General features: G+C 51.2%; 16 protein-coding genes. 6 read left to right on the plus strand and 10 right to left on the minus strand.

Features of this window, described 5'->3' with window-relative positions; all coding sequences use genetic code 11:
• The first annotated feature begins 201 nt into the window (after positions 1-201).
• Both KI362_RS11015 and KI362_RS11020 read left to right on the plus strand, forming a co-directional pair.
• Positions 202-1,218 (plus strand): M23 family metallopeptidase, encoded by a 1,017-nt coding sequence (locus KI362_RS11015; protein WP_301627244.1) that lies wholly within the window; start codon positions 202-204, stop codon positions 1,216-1,218.
• Positions 1,219-1,220: 2 nt separating this feature from the next.
• On the plus strand, positions 1,221-1,715 hold the full coding sequence (locus tag KI362_RS11020) for a bactofilin family protein (protein WP_301627245.1): 495 nt from the start codon (positions 1,221-1,223) through the stop codon (positions 1,713-1,715).
• A gap of 220 nt (positions 1,716-1,935) precedes the next feature.
• Here KI362_RS11020 and tsaD read toward each other — a convergent pair whose 3' ends face one another.
• The 4 genes from tsaD to tsaE are packed head-to-tail and all read right to left on the minus strand — an operon-like array spanning position 1,936 to position 4,887.
• Positions 1,936-2,970 (minus strand): tRNA (adenosine(37)-N6)-threonylcarbamoyltransferase complex transferase subunit TsaD, encoded by a 1,035-nt coding sequence (gene tsaD / locus KI362_RS11025; RefSeq protein WP_301627246.1) that lies wholly within the window; start codon positions 2,968-2,970, stop codon positions 1,936-1,938.
• Positions 2,963-3,490 (minus strand): ribosomal protein S18-alanine N-acetyltransferase, encoded by a 528-nt coding sequence (gene rimI, locus KI362_RS11030; RefSeq protein WP_374705650.1) that lies wholly within the window; start codon positions 3,488-3,490, stop codon positions 2,963-2,965. The genes tsaD and rimI overlap by 8 nt, the downstream gene beginning before the upstream one ends.
• Positions 3,491-3,503: 13 nt before the next feature.
• On the minus strand, positions 3,504-4,391 hold the full coding sequence (gene tsaB / locus KI362_RS11035) for a tRNA (adenosine(37)-N6)-threonylcarbamoyltransferase complex dimerization subunit type 1 TsaB (protein ID WP_301627247.1): 888 nt from the start codon (positions 4,389-4,391) through the stop codon (positions 3,504-3,506).
• Positions 4,384-4,887 (minus strand): tRNA (adenosine(37)-N6)-threonylcarbamoyltransferase complex ATPase subunit type 1 TsaE, encoded by a 504-nt coding sequence (gene tsaE, locus KI362_RS11040; protein ID WP_301627248.1) that lies wholly within the window; start codon positions 4,885-4,887, stop codon positions 4,384-4,386. The genes tsaB and tsaE overlap by 8 nt, the downstream gene beginning before the upstream one ends.
• 246 nt (positions 4,888-5,133) lie before the next feature.
• On the opposite strand from tsaE, the gene ku reads away from it, so the two are divergent.
• Positions 5,134-6,054, plus strand: a complete 921-nt coding sequence (gene ku / locus KI362_RS11045; protein WP_301627269.1) for a non-homologous end joining protein Ku — start codon at positions 5,134-5,136, stop codon at positions 6,052-6,054.
• A gap of 16 nt (positions 6,055-6,070) precedes the next feature.
• Here the strand turns inward: ku and KI362_RS11050 are convergent, their stop codons facing one another.
• Complete coding sequence (locus KI362_RS11050) at positions 6,071-7,021, minus strand: ATP-dependent DNA ligase (protein WP_301627249.1); 951 nt, start codon at positions 7,019-7,021, stop codon at positions 6,071-6,073.
• Positions 7,022-7,070: 49 nt separating this feature from the next.
• Here KI362_RS11050 and ligD point away from each other — a divergent pair, with 49 nt between their 5' ends.
• Positions 7,071-7,985: a non-homologous end-joining DNA ligase gene (ligD, locus tag KI362_RS11055; RefSeq protein ID WP_301627250.1), complete on the plus strand. Its 915-nt coding sequence runs from the start codon at positions 7,071-7,073 to the stop codon at positions 7,983-7,985.
• Positions 7,986-7,992: 7 nt separating this feature from the next.
• Here ligD and cls read toward each other — a convergent pair whose 3' ends face one another.
• The gene (gene cls, locus KI362_RS11060) at positions 7,993-9,423 is read right to left on the minus strand and encodes a cardiolipin synthase (protein WP_301627251.1); all 1,431 of its coding nucleotides are present in this window, start codon (positions 9,421-9,423) and stop codon (positions 7,993-7,995) included.
• A 152-nt stretch (positions 9,424-9,575) separates the two neighbouring features.
• Between cls and KI362_RS11065 the strand changes: the two genes are divergently transcribed.
• A complete protein-coding gene (locus KI362_RS11065; RefSeq protein WP_301627252.1) occupies positions 9,576-10,592 on the plus strand; it encodes a M23 family metallopeptidase in 1,017 nt (338 codons plus the stop codon).
• Positions 10,593-10,612: 20 nt separating this feature from the next.
• Positions 10,613-11,071, plus strand: a complete 459-nt coding sequence (locus KI362_RS11070) for a bactofilin family protein (RefSeq protein ID WP_301627253.1) — start codon at positions 10,613-10,615, stop codon at positions 11,069-11,071.
• A gap of 1,248 nt (positions 11,072-12,319) precedes the next feature.
• Here the strand turns inward: KI362_RS11070 and KI362_RS11075 are convergent.
• From KI362_RS11075 to KI362_RS11090, 4 genes are all read right to left on the minus strand, one after another.
• Positions 12,320-13,099 (minus strand): ABC transporter permease, encoded by a 780-nt coding sequence (locus KI362_RS11075; protein ID WP_301627254.1) that lies wholly within the window; start codon positions 13,097-13,099, stop codon positions 12,320-12,322.
• Positions 13,092-14,030: an ABC transporter ATP-binding protein gene (locus tag KI362_RS11080; protein ID WP_301627255.1), complete on the minus strand. Its 939-nt coding sequence runs from the start codon at positions 14,028-14,030 to the stop codon at positions 13,092-13,094. The genes KI362_RS11075 and KI362_RS11080 overlap by 8 nt, the downstream gene beginning before the upstream one ends.
• A 180-nt stretch (positions 14,031-14,210) precedes the next feature.
• Entirely contained in the window at positions 14,211-14,687 is a 477-nt protein-coding gene (locus tag KI362_RS11085) for a GNAT family N-acetyltransferase (RefSeq protein ID WP_301627256.1), read from the minus strand.
• Positions 14,688-15,034: 347 nt separating this feature from the next.
• Positions 15,035-15,721 carry a hypothetical protein gene (locus tag KI362_RS11090; RefSeq protein WP_301627257.1) on the minus strand — a complete coding sequence of 229 codons (687 nt, stop codon included), beginning with the start codon at positions 15,719-15,721 and terminating at the stop codon, positions 15,035-15,037.
• Between the last annotated feature and the right edge of the window lie 308 nt (positions 15,722-16,029).

A 16,029-nucleotide genomic window follows, 5' to 3' on the forward strand; every position in this document is an offset into this window, starting at 1 on the left:
AAATATCCATATCCAAATCTAGCCAAGGAAGACACGATACAACTGATTTCGCTACGATACGACAGATTCCTTCTGGATTATGTGATTTTGAGTACATTTTTTTTGATTTCAGGAGGGATTTGGATGGTTTTGCCGAATAAATACCTTTGGACTATTGACCGGAGAAGTTTTTGGAGGATTATAGGATTTCAGGAGGATCAAATGAAGCTCAAGTTAAGACCTAAGAACAAGAAGTATACCGTGCTCATCGTGCCCGAAGGAACCAGCCCGGTATTCCGATTCAACATGCGCTCTTTTTCCATGATCACTTTAGCAGCTATCTTGCTTGTCATGCTTGGTATGCTAATGATGCTGATGATCATGAACCGTCAGCACACGGGCCAAATTGTAAGCTTGAAGGCCGAATTATCAACCTCGACCAATCGGCTGGAGAGCACGGTCGCCAATAAAGAGCAGGCAATCGACGAACTGCTGACTGAACTAATGGACTTATCCGAGAAGTCAAAGACGATTGAATCGAAGATGGCGGAGCTTGAACAGCTCGAAGCCGATATGAAGGCCATTACCAGCGGCGGCCGCAAATCATCCGGCACCGGCAATATTCTTACCGACTCCGATAAGACGATGGAGCATGCAGATATAGAAGGCGGAGTAGGCGGGGAAGCGATCCCGCTGTCAGATGAAGAGGTCAGCATGCTGATTGAGGAGACGAAGCTGAGCATCAGTTCCTCGCTCGAGGAAATGCCCGAGCTGCAGAGCCGCATGGAGCAAACCAAGACTAATTTAAAGAAATACAAAGAAATGATGACGATTCTGCCTACGTATTGGCCGACAGAATCTGTCCGTATTACCTCTACCTTCGGCACGCGGAGAGACCCGTTCAATGGCACCCTGACGTCCCACAACGGAATCGACATAGGCGGCCCATCCGGAGATCCGATCTATGCCTCTGCGCATGGAACCGTCACGGATACAGGCTATAGCTCTGCCAGAGGCAATTATATTACCATCTCTCATCCTTCCGGAGTGAAGACGAATTATATGCATTTGAAGGAGATCAGCGTCAGCAAAGGGGATACCGTTAAGCAAGGGGATACCATAGGACTGCTCGGCTCCACCGGACGGAGCACTGGCCCGCACCTTCATTTTGAAGTCATTAAGCAAGGATCCCCTGTTGATCCCATTAACTATTTAACCATTCCGGGAGAGGATGAATAACGATGTTTAAAAGTAATAAAGCCGCTAAAGTCGATCCTAACACTACGGATACCTTAATCGGCGAAGGAAGCATATTCGAAGGAAAGATCAAGTCCGCGGCAGGCGTAAGAGTTGAAGGTCAAATCATCGGCGACATTGAATGCGAGGGCGATGTTACCATTGGCGAAAAGGGGGTCGTTCAATCCAATATTTTTGCGAGGAACGTCATCATCGCTGGAACAGTGAATGGAAATATCCAGGCTCGGAGCAAGCTGTCGATTACGGCGAAGGGCAAGCTGTTCGGAAATATGTCCGCCGCTTCGATCTCGATTGAAGAAGGCAGTATCTTTGAAGGAACTAGCCGTATGGCTGGCGGAACCGGAGCCCCCGTACAAGACGAGGCATCCAAGAAAGAAGCCGCAGCAGCATCGGAGTTGAAAACCGAAACTCAGAGTGCGCCGCCCGCCTCTAAAGGACAAAATACTCAAAAGGAAGAAGTCACCTTCAAGTCCTGGTAACAGCATAATAAAGGTGTCTACAAAGTTCAAAACAAAAAAAGTCGGGCGAGAAAACAGTAGGTTTCCCGCCCGACTTTTTTGTTTGTTCACTTTTAAAGAGAGATTTAACTGCAAGAGGTCTTATTTAGCTCGACATCAGCTCTCTGCTTATTTTAATGCTTTTTAGCACTTATTTCCGTGATTCGCGAGGTAACTCCAGAACGGATGTCCCTGTCCCTGGTCATCTTACCGTCCATGCCTCCAGCGACATGGAAGCCTCAGCCTTTAGCTCCAGTCCGGAATAGGAGCCTTGCTTGTACTTCAGATAGGCGGCGGCTCCGATCATGGCAGCATTATCCGTGCAATAACGATGCGGCGGGATCGTAAGCGGTATTTGCTCCTTCTCGCAGCGCTCGGTCAAAGCTTGCCGAAGACCTCTGTTCGCCGCTACACCGCCGCACAGCAGGAGCTGCACGGCGCCGCAAGCTTTCACGGCCCGAACGGCCTTCTCTACTACAACCTCAATGACCGACTCCTGAAAGCCTCTGGCAATCCCTGCCTCATAGCCTTCCTCACCTTTCATCCGATGCTGATTTACTGCATTCAGCACCGCCGACTTCAGGCCGCTGAAGCTGAAATCATATGAATCCGGCTCAAGCCAAGCCCGAGGCATGCCCTCGCATGTCCGGGACTCCATCGCCAGCTTATCTACATGCGGCCCGCCGGGATAGGGGAACCCGAGGGCCCGAGCGACTTTGTCGTATGCTTCCCCAACGGCATCGTCCCGGGTGCGGCCCAGCAATTTAAAGCTTCCTTCCTGCTCCATAAGCACAAGCTCGGTATGACCGCCTGAGACGACAAGGGCTAGAGCTGGATAGTGAATCTCTCCCACCAGCCGGTTGGCATAGATATGTCCTGCAATATGATGTGTTCCGATTAAGGGCTTTTCGAGAGCAAAAGCAAGGCTTTTCGCCGCCATAATCCCGACAAGCAGCGCACCAACCAGACCAGGCCCTTCTGTCACCGCTATGGCTGACAGCTTCTCCGGAGCGATTCCTGCCTGATCTATCGCTTCCTCCAGCATAATGGTAATATTCTCGACATGCTTGCGGGAAGCCACCTCGGGAACAACGCCTCCGAATGCCTTGTGGGTCTCAATCTGGCTTGCGATCAAATTGGACAGCACCTCCGTGCCGTTCTTGACCACGGCAACGGAAGTCTCATCACAGCTTGTCTCCACTGCTAAAATATAGCATTCCTGTTGTTGCTCATTCATCGATCTCTTCGCTTCCTTCCTCTTCCCAAACCAGTTGCTCCGGCAGCTCGTACCACATAATGACGGCATCTTCTTGATTATCGGAATAATAGCCTTTACGAATGCCCGCCGGTTCAAAGCCAAGCTTGGAATAAAGTGCTTGAGCGACTAGGTTGGATTTCCGTACTTCAAGCGTCATTCGTTCAATACGGTACTCCATCGCCAGCTGAATCAGTTGAAGCAGCAACGTTTCTCCCAAGCCCTGTCCGCGATGGGCGGTACGAACGGCAATATTTGTAATGTGCGCTTCATCCACAATCGTCCACATTCCCCCATAGGCAATCGGCTTTCCGTCCAGCTCCATGACCAAATATTTAGCGAAATGATTCATGGTTAGCTCATTGCGGAAAGCTTCCTCGCTCCAAGGCAGCGTGAAGGACTCATGCTCAATAATCATAATGTCCGGGATATCTTCCAGGGTCATTTTACGGATCGACACAGAACCTGCAGGTGTTGTCTCGTTCTCGTTATGGATCGCCATCTGTAAGCTCCCCCTATCCCTTGCCAAGGCGCTTGGCTTCGGCCTCTGCAAGCTGTGTATAATTAGGCTCCAATGTATGAAGCTGATCGCTATCTCCAAGGAGGCTGCGGCGTAAGCCCGCAAGTCCGACCCAGGCACCTTCAAGCTCATAAGGGAACACCTGCAGCGTTTCACCTGCATGCGGACCCAATATCTCGCAGGCCGCCTCAGCGTGCTGCTGCGCCTTCCCCGCCTCGGTCTCGCCCACGATCCAGATTCGGGCGGGCCGCTCTTCCGGCGCGGCCGCCTCCAGTCGTCCGGCGAGCTCGCTCATCCAGCTCGCCATCAGGCGAATGCCGTCGGATGCCAGACGCTCCGGCATCCGGCCCGGCTTCGCCGTGAACAGCGCGGTATATACCTGGCCGCGCCGCGCATCCATCAGCGGGACAATCCAGTCCCCGCTGACAAGCTCCTCGGCGGCGTTCTGCGATGCATTCGCAGCAGACCGCCCGCCGCAGCCTGCGGCGCTTGCGCCCAGCGCCGCCACAGTCTGGCCCGCGGCACGCGCCCAGCCACCCAGCGCCAGCGCCTCCAGGCTCGATATGCCGTAGACCGGCAATTTCAGCGCCCAGGCGAGCGTCTTCGCCGTCGTTACGGCAATCCGCGCTCCTGTATAGGAGCCGGGGCCAACGCCGACGGCAATGCCGTCCAGCATCGATTTATGGATGCCGGCCTTGTCCAGCGCCTCCTGGATCGCGCTGATCAGCACCGCCGAGTGATTGCGCTCGGCGTGAAGATGATGCTCCGCCAGCAAGCTTCCTCCTTCCATCACCGCAACCGCCAAAGAGGAGGTCGAGGTGTCGAAGGCGAGCAGGCGGCGGGCCACAGCGGGCTCCGCAGCCGGTTGATGTATCTTATTCATGCAGCATGACTCCATTCTCTCGCAGGCTATGAACCCATGCCTCATAGGGTTGTCCATGGCCAATCAAATAAAATTTCCGGGTAGCAGCGGATTCTGTCTCGATATAAATTTCCAGCAGCTCTGGGGGAAGAATCTCTTCAATTATGCTGGCCCACTCCACCAGCGAGACTCCCTCACCATAAAAATACTCGTCCAGCCCCAGCTCATCAGCCTCCTCCAGGGAGAGGCGATACACATCCATATGATACAGCTTAAGGCGTCCTTCATATTCTTTAATCAGCGTAAACGTCGGGCTGTTCACCGTATCCCGCACCTGAAGATGCTTTGCAAACAATTGGGAGAAGGCTGTCTTCCCTGCGCCGAGATCCCCGTCCAGCGCAATCACAGTTCCTGCCTTTGATCGGCGCGCCAAATAAGCCGCCAGCATTTCCGTCTCCTCCAGACTGCCCGCTTCAAAAATATAATCTGCATCCGCCCTGTCTTTAGCTAGTCTCATGATAAATTATCCTTCCTGTTCATCCGCCGGAACCTACAAACGTCTGTCCTCATTATATCGGTCCATCCTTCCCCCCGCAATAAGGCGCCTGCATCCAGCGCTGGAGGAACGATTCATAGAAAACGCAATTTCACCCATACTATAGACGTTGTTCAACAAGACAGGAAATCACAGTAAAGGTCGGCGGAAAAGCAGTGCGGCTTGTCCGAAACATTCCCTTTGCTGCCAATACGAAAGGAGCCTGCGATGCACACCGTATGGAAAGGCGCGATCAGCTTCGGTCTGGTTCATGTTCCCGTTAAAATGTTCTCTGCTACAGAGGACAAAGATATCTCCATGAAATACATTCATCAGGTTTGCGGCAGTCCGATCTCTTATGTCCGAAGATGCCCGAATTGTGAGGTTGACGTAAATTGGGAGGAAATATCCAGAGGATATGAGTACGAGAAGGGCAAGTATGTGCTGTTTACCAAGGAGGAGCTTGAACAGTTATCTTCTCAAACGGAGAAGACCATTACGATTCTTGATTTCGTGGATCTGCATGAGATCGATCCGGTCTATTTTCAAAAAACCTATTATTTGTCACCCGATCAGGCTGGAGCCAATGCGTATTCCCTTCTGCTTGAAGCGATGCGGCAGACCGGGAAGATCGGAGTCGCCAAGGTTGCGATCCGCTCTAAAAGCAGCCTTGCCGCCATCCGTGTGATCGAGGATTGTTTGGCGGTGGAGACGATCTTCTATCCGGACGAGATTCGCCCCATCGCCCAGGTTCCGAATTTGCCAGAGAACATTCAGGTTCAGGATAAGGAGCTTACGATGGCGAAGCTGCTGATTGAGCAGCTCTCTACGCCGTTTGAGCCAGGGAAATACAACGACGATTACCGTGTTAATTTGCTGAAGCTGATTGAACAAAAGGTAGCTGGGGAAGAGATCAGCCTTGCCCCAGCCAAGCCAGAGCATAATATCGTCGACCTGATGGCCGCTCTGCAGGCCAGCATTGAGGCCGTGAAGCCTATCCCTGCCGATCCGGGACCAGCCGCTGCCAAGCGAACCAAGAGCGGCGCCAAGGCCAAGGCCAAGTTCAAGGCCGAAGGTGAAGGTGAAGCCGAAGGTGAACCTAAGCCCAAGCGCAAGAGTACGAAGAAAGCTCAGAAAACCATCTCCTGATCGAAGCAGAATCTGCTTACATGCTTTGGGACAGCAGGCATCTCTTTGGCTCAAGCGGACTCCAGCCTTGAATGACCGGGTGGCGCATCGTTCCGCCGGGGGTCCACTCCATAAAGGATACCTTGACCGTCAGCTCCGGCCGCAGCCATATCGTATCCTTCAAACGGGCCGGAGGATTCAGAAATGGCCTCCCTGCAGCTGTAAGCCGGTCAGCCTCCTTGGTTACCCGTCTCCAATCCTCGGCACGCCAGCGGGCGCTCCCGGCATGGCCGATATAGATCAGTCTGCCCTCCTCGTCATAGAGTCCAAGCAGCAGGGCATTGACCTGCCCGTCCCGGTAGGTTACCCCGCCGATGACCGCATGGAGATCATGACTAAGCTTCAGCTTCTGCCAGCGGGCATCCTTGCCCCCAATGGCATAGCTACTGTCCAGATTTTTACAGACGATGCCTTCCCAGCCTCGTTCCTCCATGACCCGGTAGAGAGCAGCAGGCTCTTCCACATTCGGGACTAGCTGGAGGTGTTCATTGGGGATGATCAGTTGACGTAATCTGTCCTGCCGTTGCCGGAGCGGAAGCCCGGTTACCCATTCACCATCACAGTAGAGCAGATCAAAAACCATGTAGATGACAGGAATTCGCCGTACAGCGAACGTAATTTCCATCTGCCGCCGCAGACTGTCCCGGCCCATAATCTGGTGAAAGGATGGCTTCCCGCCTGTCAATGCGATCATTTCTCCATCCAAAATAAAGGAGCCTGCCCGGCAGCTCTCATTCAATCCGGCAAATTCCGGATATTGGAGGGTCCGGTCATTCCCCCGGCGATTGATGAGCCGCAGACTCTGCCCGTCGTAGTAGGTCAGCATCCGTACGCCGTCCCATTTCACCTGCGCGATCCAGGGATCGCCGGGAGATGGAAGCTCCTTGACCAGTATCGGCTCAAACGGAATAACAGGCTGCAGATCCATGCGTAGCCCTCCTTAAATGAATAACCTTCTAAGAAATTGAGGTGAACATATGCCCAAAAGCATTACAGGCAGCATTGTTATCGAAGGACAAGAGATCCAGGTAAGCAATCCGGATAAGCTGCTCTGGCCGGAAGCCGGGATCACCAAGCTTATCTATTTGCAGAAGCTGACCGAGCTCTCGCCGTACCTGCTCCCTTATTGCAGAGACCGCCTGCTCACGACGATCCGCTATCCGGGCGGAATTCACGGCACCTTTTTTTATCAGAAAAATGCTCCCGAGCCGCTGCCGGATTATGTCCGGACCGTTCAACATGAGGAAATTCGCTATATCGTGCTGAACAATCTTCCGACCCTGCTCTGGCTTGGCAATCTGGCTGCGATCGAGTTCCATCCGTCCCTGCACTATATCGGAGAGAATCTGCCCTGCGAGTGGATGATCGATCTGGATCCCTCGCTCGAGGAAGAGCCACGAATCATGGAGGCCGCCGCCTTCGTCGGAGAGGTGCTGGATTCCCTGGGGATTGCTTCTGTTCCCAAGACTTCAGGAGCCACCGGGATTCAGATTATCGTCCCGATTTCTCACGGGATTACCTTTGACGAGCTGCGGCTTATCGGCCACTTTGTCGCCCGTTTTGTGACGGAGAAGCGGCCGGATTTGTTTACGATCGAACGGATGAAGAAGGACCGGGAAGACAAAATCTACTTTGACTACTTACAGCATTACGCCGGCAAGACGCTTGCTGCTCCGTACACCCCAAGAGCACGATTGGCGGCCAGTGTCTCTACGCCTCTTCTCTGGGAGGAGGTCCGGCAGAATCCCTCGCCTGCCGATTACCATCTGCTGAATATAGGGGAAAGACTGGCCCGCTACGGCGATCTGCTCTCCGCCATCCCGCCGCAGCCCGTCGATGTCATCATCAACCATCTGCAGCGAACAGGGGCCGGGAGCGGAAGCAAGCCCTGATTGGCTTCTATAAGAGCGGTGACAGCAACCGGGCGACAAGCTCTGCTCCCTTCTGTCTGCGCGGCCGCGCCATAAATTCCTCTTGCCGGATTTCCCGGGAGTCGCTCAGATCCTGCAGGAAATCCTTCTCCAGCCGTTGGATGGGTTCGCGGTCAAACAGCAAAGCAAGCATTTCAAAATTAAAAAAGAAGCTTCTCATGTCCATATTCGCCGTTCCCACCGTGCCCACAAGATCGTCCACAATTAATACCTTGGCATGTACGAAGCCCTTGGTATATTCATAAAACCGGACTCCTGCCTGCATCAGCTCCTCCACATAAGACAGGGAGGCCAGCTTCACCAATCGGCTGTCCGAATGATAGGGAAGCAGGACGATAACCTCTACACCGGCCACTGCTGCAGTTTTCAGGGCGGCATAAATACTTGGGTCAGGTATGAAGTACGGCGAAGTGATCCACACCCTTTTTTTAGCCACGGCAATGGCCCCGAAGCACATCTCCTGAATGGCATCCCAATGCTGGTCAGGACCACTGGTCAGGATCTGCACATGCTCTTCTCCCTTGCAGCAATGTTCCGGGAAAAGACCGGGCTCCGAGACCAGATTGCCGGAGGCCAGCTGCCAATCCCCAAGAAAAGTGCGCTGGAGATCATAAACAGCATCACCGCTAATCCTCAGATGCGTATCTCGCCAATACCCCATATTTTCATACAGGCCCAGATAGTCATCGCCTATATTCAATCCCCCGACAAAGCCAACCTGCCCATCTACGACAAGGATCTTCCGGTGATTTCGATAGTTCACCCGCCGGTCCAGCATGGCGATCAAGGGAGGCAAGAAGAAGTACACCTCGACCCCGGCCTGTTCAAGCTCTTTTACGAATGCCTGCGGAAGCTGGTAGCTTCCCAGTCCGTCACAGACAAGACGCACCTTTACGCCCTGGGAGGCCTTTTCCATCATGGCTTGCTTGAATTGCCGTCCAATACCATCATCCCTGAATATGTAGAATTCAATATGTATGTGGTGCCTGGCACGATACATCGCCTCTAACATGGCATGGAACGCCGGTTCTCCGCTGCTATAGATTTCAGTCTCATTACAGCCTGTGATCGGGCTTTCCGACAGCCGGGTTAACAGACTGAACAGCCGCTCCTGTCCCTGAAAATCCTTGTTTTTCATCTGTTCGATGGAATCTATAATTTCTGTCTGCTGCCAAAGCTTGGCCTTCATTTCCTGAAATAACGGGCTCCCTCTTCTGCGAAGCTTTCTCCGCTTCTTGTAGTCTTGCGCCACAAAGTAATAGAGGACAAATCCGATGAAAGGCACCGCAAACAGAATCAGCATCCAGGCTACCGCTCTGCCCGGGTTTCGGAACTCGAGGACCAGAATCGTAGCAATCTGAAAAATAAATGCAACCAACAACAGGCTCAGCCAGATCATAACCGTCCTCCTTTCCCTCTAAATCAGCATTAACCATCATGCAAGCAATTTATTCATGGAGCACCATGTATATCAGACAAGGCGTTTTTTTGACATGAATTGAGAGTCATAGGAATAGATAATTATAAATCCGATTTAAGAGAGGAGCCGACATGAAAACAGCCAGCATAGGCTTACCTAATCCTAGGCGGATAACCCTGCTTGTTCTCAAGGACGCCAACCAGCCTGTCAAGCAAGTTCAGGTATCCAAGCCGCTGGTCGTCGCCGTCCCGCTTATCGCATTGCTGTCGATCAGCGGCTTGATCGTCAGTCTTCAAATTCAATCCAACCAAACGGTTAATAATCTGGAAAGTATGCTGCAAGCCCAACAATTGCGTTTTGAAGCCACTGTTACGGATAAGGATGCCGCCATCGAGCGTCTGCAGAATGAAGTGATTGCCCTGTCTGGACAATCCCGGGACATGATGGACCGGATGGAACGAATGGCCGAGCTTGAGACCGAGCTGCAAAAATTCATCGATAAATACGGTTCTGAAAGTAGCGGAAGGGAGCCGGGCAAGCTCTCCTCCCTCTCCATGAATGACAGCAGTTGGTATGCAAACGATGGTGTTGGCGGGGAATTTATTGCCGTTCACGAGACGGAAATTGAACAGCTTGCCGAGGATACGCGCGAGCAGTTTGCAGAAATGAGCAAATTATTGGATGAGATGGAGCGAAATATGCCCGCTACTCTTCAAATTGCGGAGCAGACCCAGATCAAGCTTGCCGGCACACCGACCGAATGGCCAACCCTGTCCCAGCGGATAACTTCCAACTTCGGCTATCGCAGCGATCCCTTTTCGGGGCGCGCTGCCTTCCATGCCGGAATCGACATTGCAGGCAAGACAGGCGATCCGATCTACGCAGCCGGGGCCGGCAAAGTGGTTACCGTCGCCAGTGACAACTCCCATGGCAAATACATTGTGATCGAGCATCCGGAAGGCCTGGAGAGCTGGTATCTGCATTTGAGTAAGATTACGGTATCCGAGGGGGATGAAGTCAGCAAGGGGCAACAGATTGGCAAGCTGGGAAATACCGGACGCAGCACCGGGCCTCATTTGCATTTTGAGATTTTGAAGAAGGGCAAGACGGTCGATCCGCTCCCTTACCTTAAATCAAACAATGGATAAGACAGGAGGCTACAACCCTTATGAGAAGAAAGAATAAGCAGCCCGCAGGCACCCGTTACACCTTGATCGGACTTGGCACCTCCGCACAGGGAAAGCTTGAGTGCGAAGCCAATCTGCGGATTGAAGGTCATTTTCAGGGTGAGATTGAATGTGCCGGGCAGGTCGTTATCGGCGAGACCGGAGAAGCGAAGTCCAGCATTCGCGGAGCAGAGATTATCGTTGCCGGACATGTCATCGGCGATATCGTCAGTGAAGGCAAATTGACGATCACCGGAAGCGGTCAAGTGGACGGAAATGTGAATGTGACCAAGCTGGTCATTGTGGAGGGCGGGCTTCTGAACGGCTCAAGCCATATGGAACGTGAAGCTGCCGTGCAGGCATTCAGCAAGAACAAGGATAAGGATATGGAAAAAGGCTCCGACAAGCAAGCCGACAAGTCCCCTGTCAAAAAACAGACTCCAAGACCCGAGGCGGGGTAATAAATAAGATACTGTGCAAAACATAAAGAGGCGCGTCAGAGGGGCAACGTGTGAAGAGTTGCTACGATCGCTGTTGTTCGCGGATTTCTATGATTGGACTAAATTCTAACAGTGGAGAAATCCGCTCACAAAGGCGAACGCTAACGCTCTATGCTTCCGAAGTAGCTTTCTTACAGAAAGCTTTTACCTTCACACTTATGCCCTAACTACTTCTCCTTTGCTGTTTAACTGATACGCCAGATAGCACCATGGTTGTGCCACATGTTTCATTACAGTAAGCAGGCCACCTGTGGCATACAAGCAGGAGACTACGCGCAAGCCTCCTCCCAACTTCCCCTTGCTGCCAGGCTCGCCTTAGGCTAGGCATCACAAATGGAGGCCTGTGCGATTCACTTTACGCACAGCCAATGGAACACTGAGCGCCAGGAGTTGCGCCTAGTCGCACGTTACCTCGGCCTTATGCGGAACGCGGAACTTCGTTATCCGACTACGCATTCCAGTCTTGTTCCGAGCTTCACTCACCCCACTTATTCAGCCTCATTCTGGCCACGCTCCAGTGAAATTACTTACCTTAAATTTCCCATTCGACGCTCGAACCCACATATAGTGAAAAAACTTACCTTAGAATCGCCAGTCACTAGCCAAACCCACGTTTTAGCCAACTTTAAGCGAAAGAATTTCACTATATCCGTATATGCATGGGGTCTGCCAACATCGTCATGCTGTGAAGCACCGTACATTGGGAGCTTCGCGCAGTGTGAGATCTGCATGATGCGAGGTGTGTGCGCGTATACGTACTTTGTTACCATTTTACGGAATCTGCCGGGGATAGTCCTTGTGTGGGTAGTTGTCCATGCACCTACCCGCTGAAGGTGCAATGATGCGCAGTTACTGTTGTAATGCATCAGGCATCAAGATGCTATGCTGAATGAACGAGCCTGTAGACTAGGCAAGTGATTCTGGTGAATTCTGCCATGCCTCCGACGTACGGAGGGGGAGCTGCTATAGTGTATTCGGCACCTATAAAGCCGAACTAAAGAACCCGCCTAATAAGGGCATAAGTGTGAAGTGTGCTGAAGAAACGGAGTGTTCGCCTTTGCGAGTGGATTCCTACCATTTCAGATTTTACTCAATCAAAGGAATCCGCGAACAACAGCGATCGTAAGCAACCTTCACACGTTGCCCTCCGGCACGCGGCAAAATCATTGGTTGGTTTTATATTGGCTGTAGCTGCGCTCTCGCAGGAAACTACGCGGCAACGTCTCTCTTCTTAAAGACCAGCCAACTGATTACAAGGAATAACAGGACATAGGCTGACAGGATGGCAACTGAAAATCCCATTGTCATTCCCGCGGGTCCAACGGCTCCTCCCTGATATTTGCTCAAATCCATGTTGACAAATAGCATGTATTTCGCCCACTCATACCGGTTTGGGTGAAAGAGCATAGTGAAGATGTTGCCGGCAAACAAGATAAACATAGACAATCCGATAGCCAGCCCGCTTGACCGGAAGACGGTCGACAGCATGAATGAAAACACAACGATGATGAGCAGGTCAATATAGCTGTACATCAAACTCTCCATGATGGAAACGAACGGGCTCGTTCCCTGCGGGAATAGCATTGACGCCTCATTCGGGAAGAGCAGAAAAGCGATGGCTATATTGGATATCAGGAATACGGCGCTGATAGCAATTGTGAACAGCAATACCGATAGCAGCTTGGAAGCCAAAACCTTGGTCCGGGTCCAGGGCCGGATCAATAACAATTTAATTGTTCCCCATGTAAATTCGCTGGCTACGCTATCGGCGGCGATGACCACGGCAAAGATGGAAGCCAGGTAATACAGGAACGACAATTGGTCCACCGCATCCCATGCGGTCAATTGCATGGTGCCTGAGCTTCCCAGATAGAACAGGACGCCAAACAGGATGCTTAACGCCAGCAGGATGGCGAACATGATCCAGGTGCGGAGCCTGCGGTAGATTTTCATATTTTCATTCTGAACTAGTCTGAAAAAATCAGTCAATGCGTCCGCCTCCCGTCATCTCTAGGAATTGATCTTCCAGCGACCGGGTGACCGGCCGGATACCATAGACCGCGATTCCGTGATTAACAAGTCTCGCATTCACTTGCGCCGCGTCAGTCCGGTTAACAGTTAGGACAACCCCGTTCTCTTCCGCTCTGGAGCTGAAGCCAAGGCTGACAAGCAGATCCTGTGCTGCAGCTGGCGCATTCACTTCAAACACGGTCTCCTGCACCTGATCGGCTCCTCCTGAGCCATCTGCTTTCCCGCTATGTCCAAGCTCCTTCACATCGATCAGTCTGCCCTGCTGAATCACAGCGACCGTGTCGCACATTAATTCCATTTCGGACAGGAGATGGCTTGAGACAAACACAGTTGTCCCCTCCTCCCGGGACAGACGGCGCAAATAATCGCGCAGCTCCCGGATCCCCTGCGGGTCCAGCCCGTTTGTCGGCTCGTCCAGCACAAGCAGCTTCGGCCGGTGCAGGATGGCCTGAGCCACACCTAGCCGCTGCCGCATGCCAAGCGAATAGGTCTTCACCTTATCATGGATGCGATGTTCCATGCCGACAAGCTCGACGGCTTCCATGATACGCGCTTTGGATACACCCGGCGACATCCTGGCGTAATGCAGCAGATTCTCGTAGCCGGAGAGAAACTTGTACATCTCCGGATTTTCCACAATGGCTCCGACATGGCTAATCGCCTCTTCAAATTCATGCTTGATACTCGAGCCTTGAATGAGGATGTCGCCCTCCGTAATAGACATCAGTCCGACGATCATCCGAATGGTCGTTGTTTTGCCGGCCCCGTTAGGCCCCAGAAATCCATAGACCTGACCCGAGGGAATATCCAGGGTCAAGGAATCAATCAGCTTCTTGCCGCCGATGACCTTGCTGACCCCCTGGATCCGTACAACTGGTTGATTTTCCATTATTTTCACACCCCTACCTCAATCATTTTATCACAGATGTCGTGTGCGACAAAAATGGAGGATAGGCGCTAAGTAGTTGAGCTGGAGAAGCGACGTAACTTAGAATAGCATAACAAAAGCATAACACTTCACACGCCGCCCCAGCCTGCCCTCAATAATTCAACTTAGCATTACAACGAGTCAAAGCTCCAAAACAGTAATGGACTCATTATTAAAGACTTCGCCATTGTCACGAAAGCCAAAGCTTTCATACAGCTTTTTTGCAGCGGTGTTATCTCCTTTATAGGGAATCCAACAATACTGGGCGCCTCCCGCCGGGAAGGTGCGAATAAACTCCAGAATTTTGCCCATCGCTTCTCGTCCATAGCCCTTATGCTGATGCTGCTTATCAATCATTAGCCGCAAGATGCAATAATTATCCTTTGCCAGAGAAGGTTCCTCATACCCCGTGATCCCATAGGTTATCATCACAAATCCCACCGGTTGTTCATCTGCGTAAATAATGAATGGATAAGGATGCCCCCCGTTGACCGATAGAACATAGCAGGACGCCACACTCGACAGATTCGACGCCACATACTGCCGCTGTTCCTCGGCTACCTCCAAATTGAACATGGCACGCCGGTTTTCCAGCGTGATTTTTCTTAACGAGATCATACGGATATTCTCCCTTCATCTTCCCTATTCACCGCGGCTGCGTATTTAACAATACAATTTATTCAAATAAAGAAATAGACTTATATTAATTTTTTTAATAGAATAGGATGTACTCATGGCTTTTTTAGGATTTATCTTTGGGCATGAACCTTTGGTTACTACAAAGCCGCAAATAGCTTAGAAATTGTTATCTCCTCACTCCCCTCCATTTCCCGAAACGATTCTCTCGCTTAGTCCCTCTATACTACCTATTCCTTTATTCTTACTAAAGACTACGGACACCTCATCCTGACTTTTTCCAATCACTTACTAACTCATATATCTGCCACTCTCTGTTTTTATTCCCACTATCCCGCCAGGAACTCAATTGCATTAGAACTAAGCTGATATCTACCCACTCGTGTCCCTGTTTTTCCGGGAATAGGTGACAGCATCCCTTTTTTGCACAATACCTCAATCCATTTTTTGCTAGTTCTATAGCTAATCGACAGAAAAACACTTACATCTTTAGGTTTTATCTTTGCTCCGAGCCTCCAGGTCAATGCGATAATCTCTCGCTCAATATGGTGCAAGTCTTTCTTCTCATCTCTGTTAGCAGCTTGATGCATCAAATGGGGAGCCAATACCAGCTTAAGCAGCATTCTGCACAACTCCGGGCGTTGATCAATATCATCGAACGAAAAATGCACCACTCTCCATTCCATACCTGTCAGAAACGTATCCCGGTTTAAAGAGTAGCTGAACTTCTCCCGATCCATATCTTTCACATGGCTCTGATAGCCATCACATTCAATCGCAATCCTGCATAAAGGTGTAATATAGGCAAAATCCAAGTAAATCGATTTCCGGTTCCAGTCGCTAACTTCATATTCAGGATGTAGATGATCGAAGTTGCCTACCACAGGCCACCAAACTTGCTCCAGAAACTTTTGCTCGGCATATTTGTGCCCTCTAGCCAATCTGCCTTTACGCTCTCCACTCCTGCTATTCAAATGAAGCTTCATAAACGCGCGATGCGCTTCCTCATACGGCATACACCTGTTCTCCTTTCTTCTCTATTTGGTTGACTGCCTTTAACAAGAAAGAACGCCCTCTCCAATAGGAAAGGACGTTCTTCGTCATAGTTTCATTATATTATTTTTCCGAGTAATTTCCAAGTAGCTACTTGGTGGTTTGGCCATACGAGCGACCACATCAGCATTTTTAATGACTTTCTGGACCTCTGTCAAGATAGTGGACACATATTAAGTGAAAGGTTATGCTTCCCTTTTCTTTGTTTTCTTCTCAAAGCTTGCAGCAAATCGAACCGGTGACAAATAGCCGATTGCGCTGTGGATTCGTT

Source organism: Paenibacillus apis (assembly GCF_018333295.1).
Taxonomy (GTDB): Bacteria; Bacillota; Bacilli; order Paenibacillales; family Paenibacillaceae; genus Fontibacillus; species Fontibacillus antibioticophila.

Excerpts from the sequence above, each read along its gene's own strand:
- ku (WP_301627269.1), top strand. The coding sequence starts at position 5,134 with ATGCACACCGTATGGAAAGGCGCGATCAGCTTCGGTCTGGTTCATGTT.
- tsaB (WP_301627247.1), bottom strand. The coding sequence starts at position 4,391 with ATGAATAAGATACATCAACCGGCTGCGGAGCCCGCTGTGGCCCGCCGC.
- KI362_RS11015 (WP_301627244.1), top strand. The coding sequence starts at position 202 with ATGAAGCTCAAGTTAAGACCTAAGAACAAGAAGTATACCGTGCTCATC.
- cls (WP_301627251.1), bottom strand. The coding sequence starts at position 9,423 with ATGATCTGGCTGAGCCTGTTGTTGGTTGCATTTATTTTTCAGATTGCT.
- KI362_RS11065 (WP_301627252.1), top strand. The coding sequence starts at position 9,576 with ATGAAAACAGCCAGCATAGGCTTACCTAATCCTAGGCGGATAACCCTG.
- KI362_RS11085 (WP_301627256.1), bottom strand. The coding sequence starts at position 14,687 with ATGATCTCGTTAAGAAAAATCACGCTGGAAAACCGGCGTGCCATGTTC.
- KI362_RS11070 (WP_301627253.1), top strand. The coding sequence starts at position 10,613 with ATGAGAAGAAAGAATAAGCAGCCCGCAGGCACCCGTTACACCTTGATC.
- rimI (WP_374705650.1), bottom strand. The coding sequence starts at position 3,490 with ATGGCGATCCATAACGAGAACGAGACAACACCTGCAGGTTCTGTGTCG.
- ligD (WP_301627250.1), top strand. The coding sequence starts at position 7,071 with ATGCCCAAAAGCATTACAGGCAGCATTGTTATCGAAGGACAAGAGATC.
- KI362_RS11090 (WP_301627257.1), bottom strand. The coding sequence starts at position 15,721 with ATGCCGTATGAGGAAGCGCATCGCGCGTTTATGAAGCTTCATTTGAAT.
- KI362_RS11080 (WP_301627255.1), bottom strand. The coding sequence starts at position 14,030 with ATGGAAAATCAACCAGTTGTACGGATCCAGGGGGTCAGCAAGGTCATC.
- tsaE (WP_301627248.1), bottom strand. The coding sequence starts at position 4,887 with ATGAGACTAGCTAAAGACAGGGCGGATGCAGATTATATTTTTGAAGCG.
- KI362_RS11050 (WP_301627249.1), bottom strand. The coding sequence starts at position 7,021 with ATGGATCTGCAGCCTGTTATTCCGTTTGAGCCGATACTGGTCAAGGAG.
- tsaD (WP_301627246.1), bottom strand. The coding sequence starts at position 2,970 with ATGAATGAGCAACAACAGGAATGCTATATTTTAGCAGTGGAGACAAGC.
- KI362_RS11020 (WP_301627245.1), top strand. The coding sequence starts at position 1,221 with ATGTTTAAAAGTAATAAAGCCGCTAAAGTCGATCCTAACACTACGGAT.